This window comes from Paenibacillus sp. 01T443 (assembly GCF_056398325.1).
Genome location: NZ_JBFTPE010000006.1, coordinates 107,791 through 123,333 on the forward strand (window position 1 = coordinate 107,791; position 15,543 = coordinate 123,333).

At 47.8% G+C, this 15,543-nt stretch carries 15 protein-coding genes; 4 read left to right on the plus strand and 11 right to left on the minus strand.

The features are described 5' to 3' along the window. Positions 1 to 21: 21 nt before the first annotated feature. From AC1DLI_RS11350 to AC1DLI_RS11370, 5 genes are all read right to left on the minus strand, one after another. On the minus strand, positions 22 to 939 hold the full coding sequence (locus tag AC1DLI_RS11350) for a carbohydrate ABC transporter permease (RefSeq protein ID WP_477602555.1): 918 nt from the start codon (positions 937 to 939) through the stop codon (positions 22 to 24). Between the two features lie 53 nt (positions 940 to 992). Beyond that, a complete protein-coding gene (locus AC1DLI_RS11355; RefSeq protein ID WP_477602557.1) occupies positions 993 to 1,931 on the minus strand; it encodes an ABC transporter permease in 939 nt (312 codons plus the stop codon). Positions 1,932 to 2,012: 81 nt separating this feature from the next. Next, positions 2,013 to 3,482: an ABC transporter substrate-binding protein gene (locus AC1DLI_RS11360; RefSeq protein WP_477602559.1), complete on the minus strand. Its 1,470-nt coding sequence runs from the start codon at positions 3,480 to 3,482 to the stop codon at positions 2,013 to 2,015. Between the two features lie 194 nt (positions 3,483 to 3,676). Continuing rightward, positions 3,677 to 5,197 (minus strand): response regulator, encoded by a 1,521-nt coding sequence (locus tag AC1DLI_RS11365; RefSeq protein ID WP_477602561.1) that lies wholly within the window; start codon positions 5,195 to 5,197, stop codon positions 3,677 to 3,679. Further along, complete coding sequence (locus AC1DLI_RS11370; protein ID WP_477602563.1) at positions 5,190 to 7,007, minus strand: cache domain-containing sensor histidine kinase; 1,818 nt, start codon at positions 7,005 to 7,007, stop codon at positions 5,190 to 5,192. Before AC1DLI_RS11370 ends, AC1DLI_RS11365 begins: the two co-directional genes overlap by 8 nt. 222 nt (positions 7,008 to 7,229) lie before the next feature. Here AC1DLI_RS11370 and AC1DLI_RS11375 point away from each other — a divergent pair, with 222 nt between their 5' ends. Then, entirely contained in the window at positions 7,230 to 7,451 is a 222-nt protein-coding gene (locus AC1DLI_RS11375) for a hypothetical protein (RefSeq protein ID WP_477602565.1), read from the plus strand. A 151-nt stretch (positions 7,452 to 7,602) separates the two neighbouring features. Beyond that, the gene (locus tag AC1DLI_RS11380) at positions 7,603 to 7,914 is read left to right on the plus strand and encodes a hypothetical protein (protein ID WP_477602567.1); all 312 of its coding nucleotides are present in this window, start codon (positions 7,603 to 7,605) and stop codon (positions 7,912 to 7,914) included. Between the two features lie 125 nt (positions 7,915 to 8,039). Here AC1DLI_RS11380 and AC1DLI_RS11385 read toward each other — a convergent pair whose 3' ends face one another. Both AC1DLI_RS11385 and AC1DLI_RS11390 read right to left on the minus strand, forming a co-directional pair. Then, positions 8,040 to 8,864, minus strand: coding sequence for a sugar phosphate isomerase/epimerase family protein (locus tag AC1DLI_RS11385; protein ID WP_477602569.1), 825 nt, complete (start codon positions 8,862 to 8,864; stop codon positions 8,040 to 8,042). Between the two features lie 12 nt (positions 8,865 to 8,876). Then, entirely contained in the window at positions 8,877 to 10,067 is a 1,191-nt protein-coding gene (locus AC1DLI_RS11390) for a Gfo/Idh/MocA family protein (protein WP_477602571.1), read from the minus strand. 111 nt (positions 10,068 to 10,178) lie between these two features. Between AC1DLI_RS11390 and AC1DLI_RS11395 the strand changes: the two genes are divergently transcribed. Next, a complete protein-coding gene (locus tag AC1DLI_RS11395; protein ID WP_477602573.1) occupies positions 10,179 to 11,051 on the plus strand; it encodes an AraC family transcriptional regulator in 873 nt (290 codons plus the stop codon). A gap of 221 nt (positions 11,052 to 11,272) precedes the next feature. Here AC1DLI_RS11395 and AC1DLI_RS11400 read toward each other — a convergent pair whose 3' ends face one another. The 3 genes from AC1DLI_RS11400 to AC1DLI_RS11410 are packed head-to-tail and all read right to left on the minus strand — an operon-like array spanning position 11,273 to position 13,402. Further along, the gene (locus AC1DLI_RS11400) at positions 11,273 to 11,635 is read right to left on the minus strand and encodes a cupin domain-containing protein (RefSeq protein WP_477602575.1); all 363 of its coding nucleotides are present in this window, start codon (positions 11,633 to 11,635) and stop codon (positions 11,273 to 11,275) included. Between the two features lie 13 nt (positions 11,636 to 11,648). After that, positions 11,649 to 12,353: a sugar phosphate isomerase/epimerase family protein gene (locus tag AC1DLI_RS11405; RefSeq protein WP_477602577.1), complete on the minus strand. Its 705-nt coding sequence runs from the start codon at positions 12,351 to 12,353 to the stop codon at positions 11,649 to 11,651. Positions 12,354 to 12,406: 53 nt separating this feature from the next. Further along, complete coding sequence (locus AC1DLI_RS11410) at positions 12,407 to 13,402, minus strand: Gfo/Idh/MocA family protein (protein ID WP_477602579.1); 996 nt, start codon at positions 13,400 to 13,402, stop codon at positions 12,407 to 12,409. A 192-nt stretch (positions 13,403 to 13,594) separates the two neighbouring features. Between AC1DLI_RS11410 and AC1DLI_RS11415 the strand changes: the two genes are divergently transcribed. Continuing rightward, positions 13,595 to 14,155 carry a helix-turn-helix domain-containing protein gene (locus AC1DLI_RS11415; protein WP_477602581.1) on the plus strand — a complete coding sequence of 187 codons (561 nt, stop codon included), beginning with the start codon at positions 13,595 to 13,597 and terminating at the stop codon, positions 14,153 to 14,155. Positions 14,156 to 14,359: 204 nt separating this feature from the next. Here AC1DLI_RS11415 and AC1DLI_RS11420 read toward each other — a convergent pair whose 3' ends face one another. Then, positions 14,360 to 15,358 (minus strand): glycoside hydrolase family 53 protein, encoded by a 999-nt coding sequence (locus AC1DLI_RS11420; RefSeq protein ID WP_477602908.1) that lies wholly within the window; start codon positions 15,356 to 15,358, stop codon positions 14,360 to 14,362. Positions 15,359 to 15,543 lie beyond the last annotated feature (185 nt).

Consider the following 15,543-nt stretch of genomic DNA (forward strand, 5'->3'; position numbering starts at 1 on the left):
CCTTTAGAAGAAAAGTCGTCGTTATTCCTTAACGGCACCAACCGTCAAGCCTTGAATGAAATACCGTTGGAAGAACGGATATGCGAATACGATCGGGCCGGTTGCCAGCACCACCATTGCCATGCGGGACGTATCCTGCGGCATTGATTGCAGCACACCCGTGTTGATCGAAGCATTTTGAGAATTTTGCATAATAAACTGCATGCTATTTTCAATCCGCATCAGCATTGACTGAAGCGGCACTAAATTCGGCGTATTAATGTAAAGCAGCGCATTGAACCAATCGTTCCAATAGCCGAGCGTGCTGAACAAACCAATCGTTGCGAGGCCGGGCAGCGACAAAGGCAGCACCAGCTTAAAGAAAATGCCAAACTCGCCCGCGCCGTCGATCTTACCCGATTCGATAATCGCATCCGGCACCATGGTCGAGAAAAACGTGCGGAGAATCATAATATAAAAAGCGTTGACCGCCAGCGGCAGGATGAGTGCCCATATCGAATCTTTAAGTCCGAGCAGCTGCGTTACGACAATATAAGTCGGGACGAGCCCGCCGTTAAATAACATCGTGAAAAAGGCGAAAAAAGCGAAAAAGTTACGGTATTTAAAGCTGTGGCGCGAAATCGCATAAGCAAAAAGCGCGGTAAACACCACACCGATAACCGTTCCGATCACGGTAACCGCAATCGTCACCCCATAGGATCGAAGGAGCTGATCCCCAGCCTTGAATAAATAGGTATAAGCTTCGAAGCTCCATTTTTCCGGAAACAGCTGATATCCGTTTTTGGCTAAGGTTGCTTCATCTGTGAACGAGATAACGGTAACGAACAAAAAAGGAAATACGCATAGTAAAGCAAAAATACCGGCTACCGAATGAAAAGCGATATTCCAAACGGGTGTCAATTTATGAAAATCGCGGCCTTTCGTCGTTTGAGCGGACACAACGGTTTTCCTCCCTTCGCAATGCCTGCCATGGGGCCGTATGGCCGTCATGACTAGAACAATGCATTGTCTTTATTGAATTTACGTACGATACCATTCGATGTAATGACAAGAACAAAGCCGATAAGCGACTGATACAGACCTGCAGCCGTACTCATACCGATTTCACCAGTCGATTTCAATCCGCGGTATACATAAGTGTCGATAACGTTCGTTACACTGTATAAGGTTCCGGAATCCCGCGGCACTTGATAGAACAGCCCGAAATCCGCATAAAAGATTTTACCGATCGCAAGCAGCGTCAATATCGTAATAAGCGGCGTCAGCATCGGAATCGTAATGTTGCGGATTTGCTGCCATTTGTTTGCGCCATCGATCATTGCCGCTTCATAAAGCGATTTGTCGATGCCCATGATCGCTGCCAAATAGATTACGCTGTTGTAGCCAACTGATTTCCAGAGAAACACGACCACGATAATAATCGGCCAATATGTCGGATCCGAATACCAATTCACCGGATCGATCCCAAACCAACCCGCGATTTGGTTCACGACGCCCCGATCCATGCTAAGGAAGCTAAATACGAAGTAACCAACGATAACCCAGGATAGGAAATAAGGAAGAAACATACCCGTCTGGTAAACCTTTGCTAATTTCTTATTCGTAATTTCTGCCAGCATGATCGCCATCGCAACGGCAATGACCAGTCCCAGCACAATAAAGAAGATGTTGTAGAGCACGGTATTCCGGGTAATGATATAAGCGTCATTCGTGCTGAACAGAAATTTAAAGTTTTGCAGGCCGATCCATTTGCTCTCGATAATGCTGGCTAAAAATCCATCCCTGCTGTAGCGGTATTCCTTAAACGCGATAACCATACCGGCCATCGGCAGGTAGGAGAAGAAGATGAACCAGAGTGTCGCTGGCAGTACCATAATCAGCATCGCTTTGTTTTTGTTAATATCCTTGAAAAATCGCCCAAAGGCTCCCACGTGATCACCTCTCTGCTGTCAATTTAATGAGAGAAGGTATGAATCGAATGTCAAGCATCCGCCTCATACCCCCCCGCTTGTTTACTTGTTCGCGGCTCTCCACTCATCAAGCTGGCGCTGCGCTTCAGCCATAATTTTATCAAGTCCGGCTGCTTTAAATTTCTCGTTCGCGCGGGCAAGGTAAGTCTCAGGATCAACCGTACCTGTCATAAGCGCTGCCCAATATTCTTCCTTCACGTTGTTTACGGACGCGATTTCCGTCGTTACCTTCGAGGTATCGAAGTTGAAGCCAAGAAGCGGCGCTTCTGTTCCTGCATCGTTAAACTTCTTGAACTCTTCCCACTTGTTCGTCGGATCTGTCGTGTTCAAATACGTAAGCATAACGTTACCTAGCGAGAACGTAGGCATATCATAGTTTTTCGACTCATCCAGGTTTTCCATTACATTGTCGCTTGCTTTCTTGTAGTGAACGCCTTCGATTCCCGAATCAACCATGTTGCGAAGCACAGGGTCTGTGTTCAGCAGGTTCAAGAATTCCATTGCTTTCTCCGGATACTCCGAGTTAGCCGAGATGGCTTGCATTGAGCCCATTACGGACCAGTTATAAATTAGCGCATCGCTTGCCGGCGTGGATACGACAGGATAGCCGTAGCTTGCCGACCAAAGATTATCTGCAAACGGCTGGGATGTCGCACGGTCAGCGAACCATTTCCCCGTCGTTTGAACGTCTGTCATGGAATCCATCGTAGCGGCTTCTGTTGGAATGTAGCCTGCTTTGTAGTATTTGTGCATCGTATTCAAAATTTGTTTCATTTCCGGTGTATCCAGTACATTGACGATTTTGTAATCCGTCGTATCAAGCGATACCGCCATTGGCAGCTTCTCGATGATGTAGTCGTAAGGCACGTAAGGCATTTGGTTTTTATCTACGGCGAACGGATAAACATCCGGCTCGTTTTCTTTAATCGTTTTCAAAAGCGGCTCCAGGCTTTCAAGCGTGTACACCTTCGAGATATCCAGCTTGTATTTATCGACAAACTGCTTGTTGAAGCGCCATACCTCTTGTGCAGGCAGCTCTTTGTTAGCCGGGATGCCGTAGTTATGGCCGTCGATTTTGGAGCCTTCCAGGAATGCCGGATCAAGCGTATCGACAATGCCTTGGCCATGCTCTTTCAGCAGATCATCGACTTGCATGAATGCGCCTTTCCTAGCGTTTTGTACATAGTCGAATGCCCATGAGGCCGTAAACATAATGTCTACTGCTTCGCCGGAAGCGGTCATAACCTGCAGCTTTTGCGAGTAATCGCCCCAATCGATCATGTTCATTTTTACAGTTACGCCGATTTTTTCGGCTGTATATTTACTTACTTCCGCCATAACTTTGTCAACGTCTTTTTGCGGCGTACCGATCGTATACCAAATCAGTTCAACCGGTTTCTCGGCAGTACCCTCTGTGCCTTCGTTCTTGCTGCCTCCGCAGGCGCTTAGCACGATTGACATCACCAGCAGCAGCGAAAGCGCTAGCGTAAAGCTGTTTTTCTTTCTACTCATTGTTTAAATCCTCCCCGTGTTGTGTTTCGAAGCAGAATCCGCTTGCGTAAGCATGCGCTTACTTTATTGCTTGTCCCTCAATGACAGCGTTTTAAGGGCTAACTTAAAAATAACGGATGTAACGATTTTCAAATAGAGAACAAATTAAAGGTATGCTGTACAAATTAAAGAAAAAAGGACAGCTCCGTGTTGCATTAGAGCAGTCCTTTGTAATCGGTGGGAGAAATACCGACATATTTCTTGAATTGCTTATAGAAATATCCAGTCTCCCAATAACCTACCTGCATCGCGATTTCCTGCACCTTTAGCTGCGTTTCCTTTAACATTTCTTTCGCTTTATTGATGCGGTATTTGTTGATGTACTCGGTAAACGTCTCATTCGTTTCCTTCTGGAACAATTGGCCGAGATAAACAGGGTGAATATTATATTGCTGACTAAGCGATTTGAGGGAAAGCGCCTGCGCGTAATTTTCATGCACGTAATTCAGCAGCTGCTGGATAATCGGACTTTTCACGTCGCGCATAAGCGAGTCAACGGTCAAGGTCGCTGCCTCTTTGACGACCGCGGCTAAGCCTTCGATCGTTTCTGCCTGCATGATTTGCGCAAAGCCGGCCTTGTAAAGCTCCGGCTGATCCGCCTGCTTAATTTCTTTGAGCTCCATCTTGAACCTGATCATGAGCTCAATCGCCATGCTTTGAATATACGCAGGCGTCGCTCCCTCAAGCATTTGGCAGCGCTCGAATTCAGCATCGATCACCGTATGAAGCTGCTCCAGGTCCTTTGCCTTAATCAGCTTGGAATAAGCTGACCAATCCAGCGGCTGAGCAGCCGCGTGCTCAATCCCGTTTTTCTCGGAAAGCATGCCGTAGTCGAGTATAGCCGGTTCATCCAGCAGCAAAAAATACTCCTGCGCCTTCTTGGCGTGGGCATAGCTGCGCGGCGCTCCTTCTCCGATCTCCTGCACGCTTCCGATCGTAATGCGCAGCGGGCTAGGCTCCAAACGTTTTTGCATATTTTCAAGCACGCTCATTGCTTTATCTTTCCCTATAACCGGATCTTCTATCATAAATACGATAACAAGATCGCCGTCAATATCGACAAAGGGCAGCATCGAAGGATCCTGCACGGCCAGCCTTTGAGCCGCTTCATAGGATGGCTCGAACTGGCTTTCCGTCCGGAGCACCGCAGTAACGAGATATGGCGCGTCAAGACGAATATCCAGCATATCCATGCGTTCATCCAGCTCATTTGGCGCAATGCGTCCGGTTAACCAGCGATACAATATATTATCCCTAAGAATTCGAATATCATAATCGCTAAATAATCGGTCCGGTCTTATCGTGTTCAGCTTGTCGATGGTATTGGCCAGCGTCTCCTGAAGTTCGTCGATGTTAATCGGCTTCAGCAAATAATTTTCAACGCCAAGCTTGAGACCGGATTTAATATAATCAAAATCGTTAAAGCCGCTTAAAATAATAACCTTTAGATCTGGCCTAAATTCCCTTGCTTCGCGAATCAGGGTTAAACCATCCATAATCGGCATGGAAATGTCTGTCAGCAATATATCCGGCGCTGATTCCTTAAGCGCATCAAGCGCATCCTGCCCATTTTCCGCAGAGCCGACGATTTCAAGACCAAACGCCGACCAATCGATAATATCGTACAAGCCCTCGATAATGAACGGCTCGTCATCTACTAAAAACACTCTATACATGCTGTGCGTCCTCCGTAACTGGAAACTCAAGCGTAACAATGGTCCCGACGCCTGGCGTACTCATTATTTCAATTCCGTAGTCCATACCGTAGAGCAGCTTTAATCGTTCATGCACGCTGCGTAAGCCGAAGGATTCTCCGGTTTCCTCCGGGGAGTCCATCGCAAGGCGAATCGATTCCAGCCGTTCAGGCTCAATGCCGCTGCCATTATCCTCCACCTGAATCCGAACCCGCTCCTCAGTCTGCCAGACGCTAATCCCGATCCGGTTATCCGACCTGCGGGGCTCGAGACCATGCACGACGTAATTTTCAATAATCGGCTGCAGCGCCATCCGCATGATCCTCCGGCATGCCAAGCTTTCATCGCATGTAATTTCATAAGACAGCTTGTCCTTGTAACGGATGCGAAACAGTTCCAAATAGAGGCGAGAGGTCTCAAGCTCATCCTTCAACGTATTTTCCCCTTTCGGCTGCACGAAGCTTTTGAACAGGACGGAAAGACTATAAATCATTTCACCTACATCCTTCGCTCCCTGCGAAACGGCCCGCATGCGAATGACTTCCAGCGTATTGTAGAGAAAGTGAGGATTCACCCTGGCCTGCAGCGCTGCCAGCTCCGTGTGCTTTTGCTTGATTTCCGCTTTGTAGACACGATCAATGTGGCGAGTCAGCTCGCCAAGCATGTCGTTAAAGCTTCTTGAGATTTGCCCGAGCTCATCTTCCTTCTCGTCTTGGATGCGCGCCGACAAATCGCCGCTCTCGACCTTTCGCATGAACCGGATGATTTTATTGGTGCGTTTCGCGAAATTAATGACAACCAGAATCGGAACAAGCAGCACCGTTACGATACAGATCGCGCTAATTAAAATAATGGTGCGCTTCAGCCCTTGATAGGCTGCGGCAACCTCAGCTTTCGGCGCTATGCCAACCACCATATAACCCGCTTGGTTTTGAGTTAACGTCGTCACATAGGATTCCTGCTCAAGCATCGCCGTGTCATAGAGCGAATCTATTTTGTCTGCATAGGGGTAACGGGCGCCGTAATACTGGTCAGAAGAGTCGAACAGCACTTCGCCGGTTGGCCCTAACACGAGAATGTAGCCTTTTAATTGCTCCTTATAGCTCTCCAGCGTATTTTGGATACGGTCCGCATTAAAATAAACGAGCAGCTGGCCTAAATTTTTAAACGTATTCTTGTCCGTTATCGGCACGCGCATCGCATAAAGCTTAGGCTCCTGTTGATCGATCGCAGCGCGAACCCAAGCGTTCGGCACCGACACCATCGTATTCTCCAGCGCCATCGCATCAGGAATATAAGAGCGCGAAGCATTGGTTGATATTAATCGCGTCACATGCCCCTGCTTATAAGCAAACAGAAACTGCTTTTCCGAGCTGTACAGCATTAAATTCTCAATATCGGCATCGCTGTCCAGCTTGTTCTCGAAATACTCCAAGCCCTTCGGCATATCGATACTCGCCTCATCGGCATATTGATCCAACTGATATTTCATATAGTCCTCAAAAGGATGCTGCAGAAAATAAGCGAGATGAAGCGATAACGATTCATTCCGATACACATCCAGCATGATCGATTGCACCGATTCATATTTGCGGGTCATGTAGCTGTTCACGCTATCCATCGCTTTTTTCTGATTTTCAAGCTCATTGCGGACAATCGATTCTGACATCACATTGAACATAAAATAAGAAAACGTCACGATCGTAACCGTAGTGATGAGCGCGAACAGCATGATCATTTTCATGAAAAGGTTATTTTTCACGTAGTTGTCGTACAAGCTTTTAGCCTTCAAAATAAGCTCCTTTCCCGCGTAAAACCGAAATCTCCCGAAAAAATACGATACGTATTATAACGTTTAATATACTTCACTATGATTTGTGGACACAAGCTGGCCTATTTTTGCCGTCCTCATGTTTTCCATAATTAGGTACTTCATTTCCGGGAGATTGAATGATGATACTGCAGGGGCATATAATGGAATGGTGAGGAGAATCGCAGGATTGGAGATGAGAGTATGCCGCTTGGCAAAGTGCTACGCAATATTTCTGTCGGTCTTATCGTCGGTATTCTTGCAATTGGATTACTTCCGTTTCTGGTCATTTTCAACATGGCTGAAATGCTCAGTCTGGCTGAACTCGAAGCCTCGCCTTTATTTATGATTCTTGGACGTTTCATCGGACGCACGCCGCTTAAAGACAAAAGGAACAAAGCGAAGCAGCAGGACCTCGATCAATAACAACGACTACACCAGTCTAACCGTTAAACTGAGACCCGGGAGTGGATATCTTGTTTAAGATGTCCTCCCCTCGGGTCTTTCTTTCTCGCTTATACAAGCTTTATATAGTAAAATGGGGCGATGCAACACTATACGATTATGAGGTGCTCGAATGTCCATTAGCTTTACTACATCAATAATAAGCCGGTTGAAAAGAGAAATCACCGACCTTCAAAAGCAAAGCGTTAACGATAAGAGTAAAAAAGAAAAAGCGGCAGCAAAAATCAAACAGCTGCAAAAGAGCACCAAGCTAAGCTCTTCCCCAAGCGATCTGAGCAGCAAAATGACGCAGATCAAGAAGCTAAGCGATGAGGTCGCGAGAATCGATGCCTCCCAAGCTGCTTTGGCGAAACAACTTGCAGCTAAAAATGCAGAGCTTAGGCAGCAGCTTGCCAAGGAACAGCAGCGTGAGGACAAGGAATAGGAAACGGGACACTATAGTTCAATAAAACAGCGGCAGCCATGGACATTTCTCGTCCATGGCTGCCGTATTTTCTTATTTGGGTTCGATCCATGTTTCTGATCGCATCAGGTTTCCTTATGTCTATCTTACTGCCAATCGATCTGATTGTCCTTAAGCAAGCTCTGCAATGCTTGAATCGCTGCAATGACGCGCTCGGGATTGCTCTTATCCGGCATATAATGATTTAGATGAGGCTCAACGGAGAGGAATCCGCCGAAGCCGCGATTCTGCAGCACGCTCAATAATTCGCCGATGCGCCCGTCGCCTTTTCCCGCAGGCACGAACATACGCGGTTCCGACGAGGCATCCTTAATATGCACGTATTCGAGCATGTCCGCTATCTTGGGATACGCATCCTCCATGGGATGAATTCCTTCGATGATGTAATTGCCCGGATCGAAGGCAGCCTTCATGCTCGCAGAGGCGCAATAATGAAAGATGTCGATACAGTTGTCCGCGGACGTCCCGTAAAGCTGACTGTCATTTTCCAGAATCAGAATCACACCCTCCCGCTCAGCAATTTGTGCAAGCTGCTTCATTCTGTTGAGCACTTCATCCTTATAATTCTCACGGGATTCATTCTTCGGAATGAAATAGGAGAATATTCGGATATAGGGCGTTCCTAACGCTTTGGCTGCGGAGACGGCACGCTTTAACGACTCCAGCTGCGGAGCGAAGGGCTCTGTAATCGCATATTTGCCAACCGGGGAAGCAATAGAAGAAACGCCGAAGCCCCGCTCTTTCACCATTCCGTTAATCCGGTCAAGCTCCTCAGCATTCAGTTCGAGTACATTTTTGCCCCATACGCTGCGGATTTCCAGATGAACAAGTCCCATCTCCGACAGCACCTGAAGCTGTTCTTCCAGGTCCTGAGAAATTTCGTCTGCAAAACATGTTACCTTCATAGCCATAAGATCCCCTCCTTACCTGCTGCCAAAGGATTTGGTCAGATCCTCATCTGCCGACGGCGCATCCGCTATCTTCTTAACATAGGTCGACTGACTAATCAGTTCCTTAAGCTTTGCTTCGAAGGCATCTGTATCGAACGGAACCTGAACCGTCTGCTCCTGGAAGGAGGAAAGCATAATCCCGTTCGCCAGTACAAGCGACCGCGGTCCCTCCCAGCCTTCGGCAATGAGCTCGCCTTGTCCGGTTTGAATGCGGGAGAAAAACTTCTCCGCAACGATGTGATGGCCTGAAGGTGCGTCCATATCTATAGGCACAGCCGTTTTTACCGTTTCGAGCTGACTGAAGCGATGCGGCGTTTCCTTTGAATATTTCAGCATGGACACCGGGTTCTTGTGCCAGACGAGCTCACCGTCCTCCAGCACCAGCTTGCCGTTCTCTCCGATAATTTCCAGCCGGTTCGTGCCAGGCAGCTCAGCCGTCGTAACAATGAGGTGGCCGATCATGCCGTTGTCATGCTCAAAGTAAGCCGTCACTTCGTCTTCGACTTCGATGTTGTGGTATTTGCCGATATGCGCGTGCCCGGTAATACGTGCGGGAAGGCCGAACAGCCACTGATACATATCCAGCGTATGCGGGCATTGATTGGTCAAGATCCCGCCGCCTTCTCCGGCCCAAGTTGCGCGCCAGTCGCCGCTGTCATAATAGAACTGGGAACGAAACCAGGCCGTGTGAATCCAGGTCGCTCTCGTCAAGCGGCCGAGTTCGCCTCCTTCGACGATTTCCTTAACCTTGCGGTAGAAGGGCAGCGTACGTTCCTGAAACATCAGTCCGAATTGAAGGCCGGGGAACTGTTCCTTGGCCTGGTCATACGCCTCTGTCATCCGATGAGCGTCATTCAAATGAACCGCGATCGGCTTCTCGCAGAGGACATGAATCCCCCTCTTGAAAGCCTCTATTGCAATTTCAGGATGATCATAGTGAGGAACAGCAATAATGACGACATCAAGGCCTGCTTGATCCAGCATGTCCTTGTAATCATAATAAGCTTTCGTATCGTGCTCGGCCGCTATTTGATCCGCTTTCTCCTTAACCGAATCGCACACGCCGGCGAGCCTGACATTAGAAGTAGATTGCAAATATTTCACATGCAAGCCGCCTCCGATTGCGCCAAGGCCAACTACACCGATATTCAACGGATTGTTCATGAATAGAAATCCTCCCGTCATAGATCACATGATTTTTCTTCCTACTCATTGTATGATGTATAGATAGCAATAACTTTGTAATATTTGCTTAGAATATTGGAATTATTGACATTGTCACTCAGATGGAGGGGATATTGCCTGATTGAAAAATATTTAGCGCAAATCGATCAGAGTATCAGCTACCTGCATGTTGCCAAAAAGGTACATAACATCGACTTTCACCTGCATGCTGGCTGTGAAATCTATTTCCTGATTAAAGGAGATGTCCGCTATTTCGTAGAGAAAACCGTCTATCCGCTGCAATATGGGGATTTGATTATAACGAACGAGCATGAAATTCATAAGCCTTCCTTCTCTTCGGAGCATTCCTATGAGAGAGTCACGCTGGAATTTGACCCCCAGCTATTCAAGCTGTTTGCGACGGAGAGCCTGGACCCGCTCGCCTGCTTCTATAACCGGCCTCTTGGTACAGGTAACAAAATGACGCTTACGGCCAAGGAAACCTCGCAGATGCTGGAACTGTTCATGAAATACGAGGCGTTGATGCGCAGCGGGTCCGATGGGAACGCGATCTTAAAGCTGAGCTGTATGCTTGAGCTGCTCGTGGCGATCAACCGGATCTTTCTGAGCCAGAAGCCAGTCGATTCCGGAGTGGAGCTGCACCACAAGCTGACCCCCATCCTGGATTATATTGAGCTGCATTTGCATGAGGAGCTGTCCCTCGAGCTGCTGCAGCGCCAATTTTTTATTAATAAATATCATTTGATTAGAGTCTTTAAGGAATATACGGGAAGCACCGTTCATGAATATATCGTCTCCAAACGGATCTCGCTGGCGAAGCGTTACCTCTCGGAGGGATGCAGCGTGCTGGAGTCCTGCATGCGCTGCGGGTTCAACGACTATACAAGCTTCCTTCGCATGTTCAAGAAAAAAACGGGAATATTGCCGAAAGAATATCAGAACAGTGCAAAATGGAATCGATAGTGAAACTTATAAAGTCTAGAATCTAGCGTAAACGGCTGACGCCGTCCTTGGCGGCTAAAGCTCGTTTCGCGGTGAAATATAAGCAACGTATACGGTTGAATTTTATACTTTCTCATATTTTCAAAAAAAGGACTGCCTCCAAGTTATAAATCACAACTTAGCGGGCAGTCCCTTTCTATATATTTGCGTTGCAGCTGAGCGCTATGCTTCCGGCTAATAAATTATTCTCCGATCGTCTGCCGATCAGGCGCGGAATACGCGATAATCATACGGCAGGGCTCCCAGCTTGTCACTTTGGCATGGTGTGGAACACCTCTTGGAATCCTAAGCATCATCCCCGGCTCCAAGTGGAATACTTCGTCCCCTAGCGAATGGTCGCATTCGCCGGATAATACGAATATCACTTCCTCGCAATTAGGATGGATATGCCTGCCGTTTTCTTTACCCGCATCGATATAGACCATTCCGAACGTCATCTCCGCCTCCGGATCAATATCCTTACCGCATAGCCACTGGATTTTCCCCCAGTCCATCGGCATTAGCCGGCTTTCGTCCTGCTTGCGCAAATCCGTAATGGTCGCCATATGTATTCGCCTCCTAAGTATGTATCCCAAGTCCGCTCTTTAGAAAAGATAGGCATTCAGCCAGCCCTTCCCCGATCTCTCCTCCGCTTTCTTCGTCCGCTGATACCCATCCGCTGTAATCGATGTCCCTGATCGCTTCAAATATTGGCTGGAATGCAATCGCTCCTCTGCCAAGAATCTGCCACTCTCCCTCTGCAAAGTCCTTCATATGGAAGTTGTCGATGACGGAACCGAAGCTTCGAATAAGCTCTGCGCAATCGTCTATGCCCGACTTGGCTAGGTGTGCGGTATCGATGGTCAAACCAACGCTTCCCTGCCGCACGCGATCGAAGAAGATGTCAAAGTCCTCCCGGTACATGACGGGCTGATCATAATGATGATGCAGGGAAAGCTTTAATCCATGCTGCTGTGCTTCCTCACCCATATCCGACAAAATATCGGCAAACCTCCGGATATCCTCCGTCGCCACCTTGCTTCTGGACACGCCATGACAGAAGACGATGATTTCCGTATCGATCTGCCGGCCGAAACGAAATCCCTCACGAAGCATTTCTAATCCCTTCTCATCCAAGCTCCCTCCGGTAATTAAAGCGGACCCTACGCCCTCGAGATGCCCCCACTCCTCCAGAAAACGTTGAGGCTCTTTCAAATAAGGCGCATATTGGCCGTGCTTGAGCTGCAATCCCTGGTAACCAGCCGCCTGAAATTGCTGAAACAAGTGATCCCTTTCCCCGTCTGTCCCGGTAGGCCTGGAAAAAGAAAACCTCAGCGTCATAGCAAAACTCCGTTTCTTAACTGAACGATTCGGTTTTCTTTCGCAGATACATAAGCCGCTTCAAGCATAGCCACGATCTTCAAGTTGTCTTCCGCGCTGTTAGCCGCCTTCTCCCCAGTTTCAATCCAAGTCAGCAGCTGCTTGATATTTTCCAGGCTGTTCTCTTCTCTAGAGCAGCGGTTTTCCCATCGCTGAGACGGCTGCTTGTCGCCAAGACGGAATAATTCAACATAGCCGTGGTCGCAGCGAAGGGTGCCTTTTTCGCCAATTACGATCATTTCAGTCCTGCCTACCATGGAAGAGAAGCTTTGGGTGTACGTGACCAAGGAACCGTTTTCAAATTTAATCTGTACGGTCGCGTCTGTCTCCCCCTTGCATTCGATTGCAGCCGAAGAGTTCATCAAGCTGGCGACCGATTCGGCTTCGCAGCCGAGAACCTGCCGGAATCCGTCGAACCAGTGAATCCCCATAACGGACAGCGCATGCCGTTCACAATCCTGCCGCCAACCGGAATCCTGACGAAAAAACATATTATTAAACGTAATCATAGTTACTTGGCCGATGGTATTGTCAGCTACGACTTTTTTTACGATATCGAATGGATAATGACGTCTAAAATTTTGATTTACAGCAACTGGAACACCCAGCCGCTTTGCGGTTTCCGTAATTTCTACAGCATCGCTCAACGTATCGGAGAACGGCTTCTCCACAAATAACGGGATTCCCGCTTCTAGCAGTGGCAAAACAATTTGTTTGCGGATCGATGTTGGCGTGCAGACGACCGCGACATCGACCCCGCTTTCCTTAATGAACGTTTCCAGATTCGTATACCGCTGAGGAATACCGTATTTATCTGCCCGATGCTGAAGGTTTTCTTCGTTGGGATCGCAGATTGCAGTTATCTCTATCCGCTCCGTGTCTCCTTTATAACCTTCTAAATGCAGTTCGGTTACGCCGCCTGCTCCGACCAGACCAACTTTAAATCTCTTCATGCCCGTTCACCTCATTCAATTTTATTTACATATATTCAACTAGGTTGAATTAATTTCAATTTAGCATAGACCAATACATGATGCAATCCTTTCCTTTTAGAAGCTTGCTGCCCATTCTTATCGGACTAGCTTTTTTATGCGAACATGAGTAAAGTTGAATATAGATAAACTTTTGAGCAGTGAGGTATGGATATGGAGCTAGGAAAGAGAATCCGATTGATACGCAAGGAGCAGAAGCGGACGCAAAGCGAGATCGCAGCGGCATGCGGGTTCACGAAGAGCATGCTGTCGAAGATCGAAAGCGGCAGCAGCATGCCGGCTGTCGCAACACTCATGAAGATCGCCGGCGCGCTCGGCGTGAAGGTTTCAGATCTGCTGGAACCCGATGTAAGCAATGGAACCGTGTTTACGCGTGCCGCGGAATACGATAACGTGGAGAAATGGATTAAGACGAGTAACGGGTATTCCTTTTATGCTTTCGCATCAGGTCGAAGAGACAAGACGATGCAGCCATATCTGTTTGTTGCGGAAAAAGGCGAGGTCAAGAACCATGTGTTCTCGCATGAAGGAGAAGAGTTCATCTTTGTTCTCTCCGGCAGAATGAAATACAAGGTTGGCAATATGGAGTATGAGATGAATGCCGGGGATGGCGTATATTTTAATTCCTTGGAGGAGCATCTCGTCATCCCGTTATCGGAACAAGTAAGTTATTTGGCCGTCTTCACGGAAGAAAACCGGAAACCAACCGACTGAAAATAAACAAGCCTTGAAGGGCTGTCCTATGAGTCATCATAACTAAGGACAGCCTTTTCTATTGCTATGGTTAATGGGCCGCAGAGGAGTGGTATGGTTACGGCCGCGGTTAAAGGTGGCGTTCTTTTTTACAAGAAAGCTAGCAAAAAAGGATGCGCCGGAACGAATACCCGCTCAGGCACACCCTGTTTTTAGATCGTCGCGTTAATTCAGGAAGCCCTCCAAAGCGATAGTCGGTTTGCCATCCGCTTGCCATGCGCCTTTGCTATATCCGCCGTTGTAGCTTGGTGTCGCCTGCGGCTCCCAATAAAACACGCCCAGTCCCTTTCCTCCTGAAATATTGCGCACTTTTGTCTTTATATCCGTGACGAAGCTTTTTGCCGCGGCAGGCTGATTATAATCCATGCCAATCTCCGTAATCATGACCGGCTTGCCGTAACGAGAGATCATATCGTTGGAGTTGCTGATCGTTTGTGTGACCTTGCTGGTCCAATCGGTGCTTGTCGGGTAAAGCGACATCCCGATAATATCGAAGGTTGCCCCGTTAGCGATCAGTCCTCCTATGTTCCAAACAAATACGCTGTTATCGTAACCATTCGCCAAATGCACGATGGTTTTCGTCCCCGTACTAATCGACTTCACGGCATTGTTACCGGTATTGATCAACCAAGCGTAGTTTTGCATGTTCAAGGACGCTTTGCCGTCATTCCAGAGCATCCCGTCATTGGTCTCATTCCCGATCTGCACCCAATCAGGCGTTACGCCTTTGCTTTGCATGGCAGTCATGACCTCTCTAGTATGGTTCCAGACGGCATCCATAAGCTGCTGAAACGTATAGTTTGCCCAAGCAGCAGGCTTCGTTTGCTGTCCGGGATCCGCCCATGAATCGCTGTAATGCAGAGTCAGCATCACGCTCATCCCCGCATCTGCGGCGCGTTTGGCCAAAGCCGCCGCGCGGTCTTTATTCATATAGCCATTGCCATAGCTCGAGGAAGGATTGACGAATACCCGTATACGTACGGAATTAATTTGATAATCCTGCTTCAAAATTTGAATAATGTCCCTCGTCACGCCGTTTTTATCCTTCCATGTATATCCCTGTGCTTCCATGCCGGGAACCCAGCTAATATCAGCTCCCTTAGCGAAAACCGGAGCCGCGCTGACCTGAGACGATGTCCCCCCGTTCACGCTAAAAATGCTCATCAGCAGAATCAGTGCAATTGCAACATTACAAATTCTTTGCCACATTTTCTTTCCTCCTCACAAGTATTTTTTGTATGCGCTTTCAATTGTGTGGCTTAATTGTACGTTCTCTTCAGGTTTACATATAGGATGTTATACCAATATTTTCAATGTTATTGAAACCGATTTGTTCCCTGCACCCTCTG

Bases quoted from the DNA above. Each gene is read 5' to 3' on its own strand.
- AC1DLI_RS11360 (WP_477602559.1), bottom strand. From the start codon at position 3,482: ATGAGTAGAAAGAAAAACAGCTTTACGCTAGCGCTTTCGCTGCTGCTG.
- AC1DLI_RS11365 (WP_477602561.1), bottom strand. From the start codon at position 5,197: ATGTATAGAGTGTTTTTAGTAGATGACGAGCCGTTCATTATCGAGGGC.
- AC1DLI_RS11375 (WP_477602565.1), top strand. From the start codon at position 7,230: ATGCCGCTTGGCAAAGTGCTACGCAATATTTCTGTCGGTCTTATCGTC.
- AC1DLI_RS11380 (WP_477602567.1), top strand. From the start codon at position 7,603: ATGTCCATTAGCTTTACTACATCAATAATAAGCCGGTTGAAAAGAGAA.
- AC1DLI_RS11385 (WP_477602569.1), bottom strand. From the start codon at position 8,864: ATGGCTATGAAGGTAACATGTTTTGCAGACGAAATTTCTCAGGACCTG.
- AC1DLI_RS11390 (WP_477602571.1), bottom strand. From the start codon at position 10,067: ATGAACAATCCGTTGAATATCGGTGTAGTTGGCCTTGGCGCAATCGGA.
- AC1DLI_RS11400 (WP_477602575.1), bottom strand. From the start codon at position 11,635: ATGGCGACCATTACGGATTTGCGCAAGCAGGACGAAAGCCGGCTAATG.
- AC1DLI_RS11410 (WP_477602579.1), bottom strand. From the start codon at position 13,402: ATGAAGAGATTTAAAGTTGGTCTGGTCGGAGCAGGCGGCGTAACCGAA.
- AC1DLI_RS11415 (WP_477602581.1), top strand. From the start codon at position 13,595: ATGGAGCTAGGAAAGAGAATCCGATTGATACGCAAGGAGCAGAAGCGG.
- AC1DLI_RS11420 (WP_477602908.1), bottom strand. From the start codon at position 15,358: ATGAGCATTTTTAGCGTGAACGGGGGGACATCGTCTCAGGTCAGCGCG.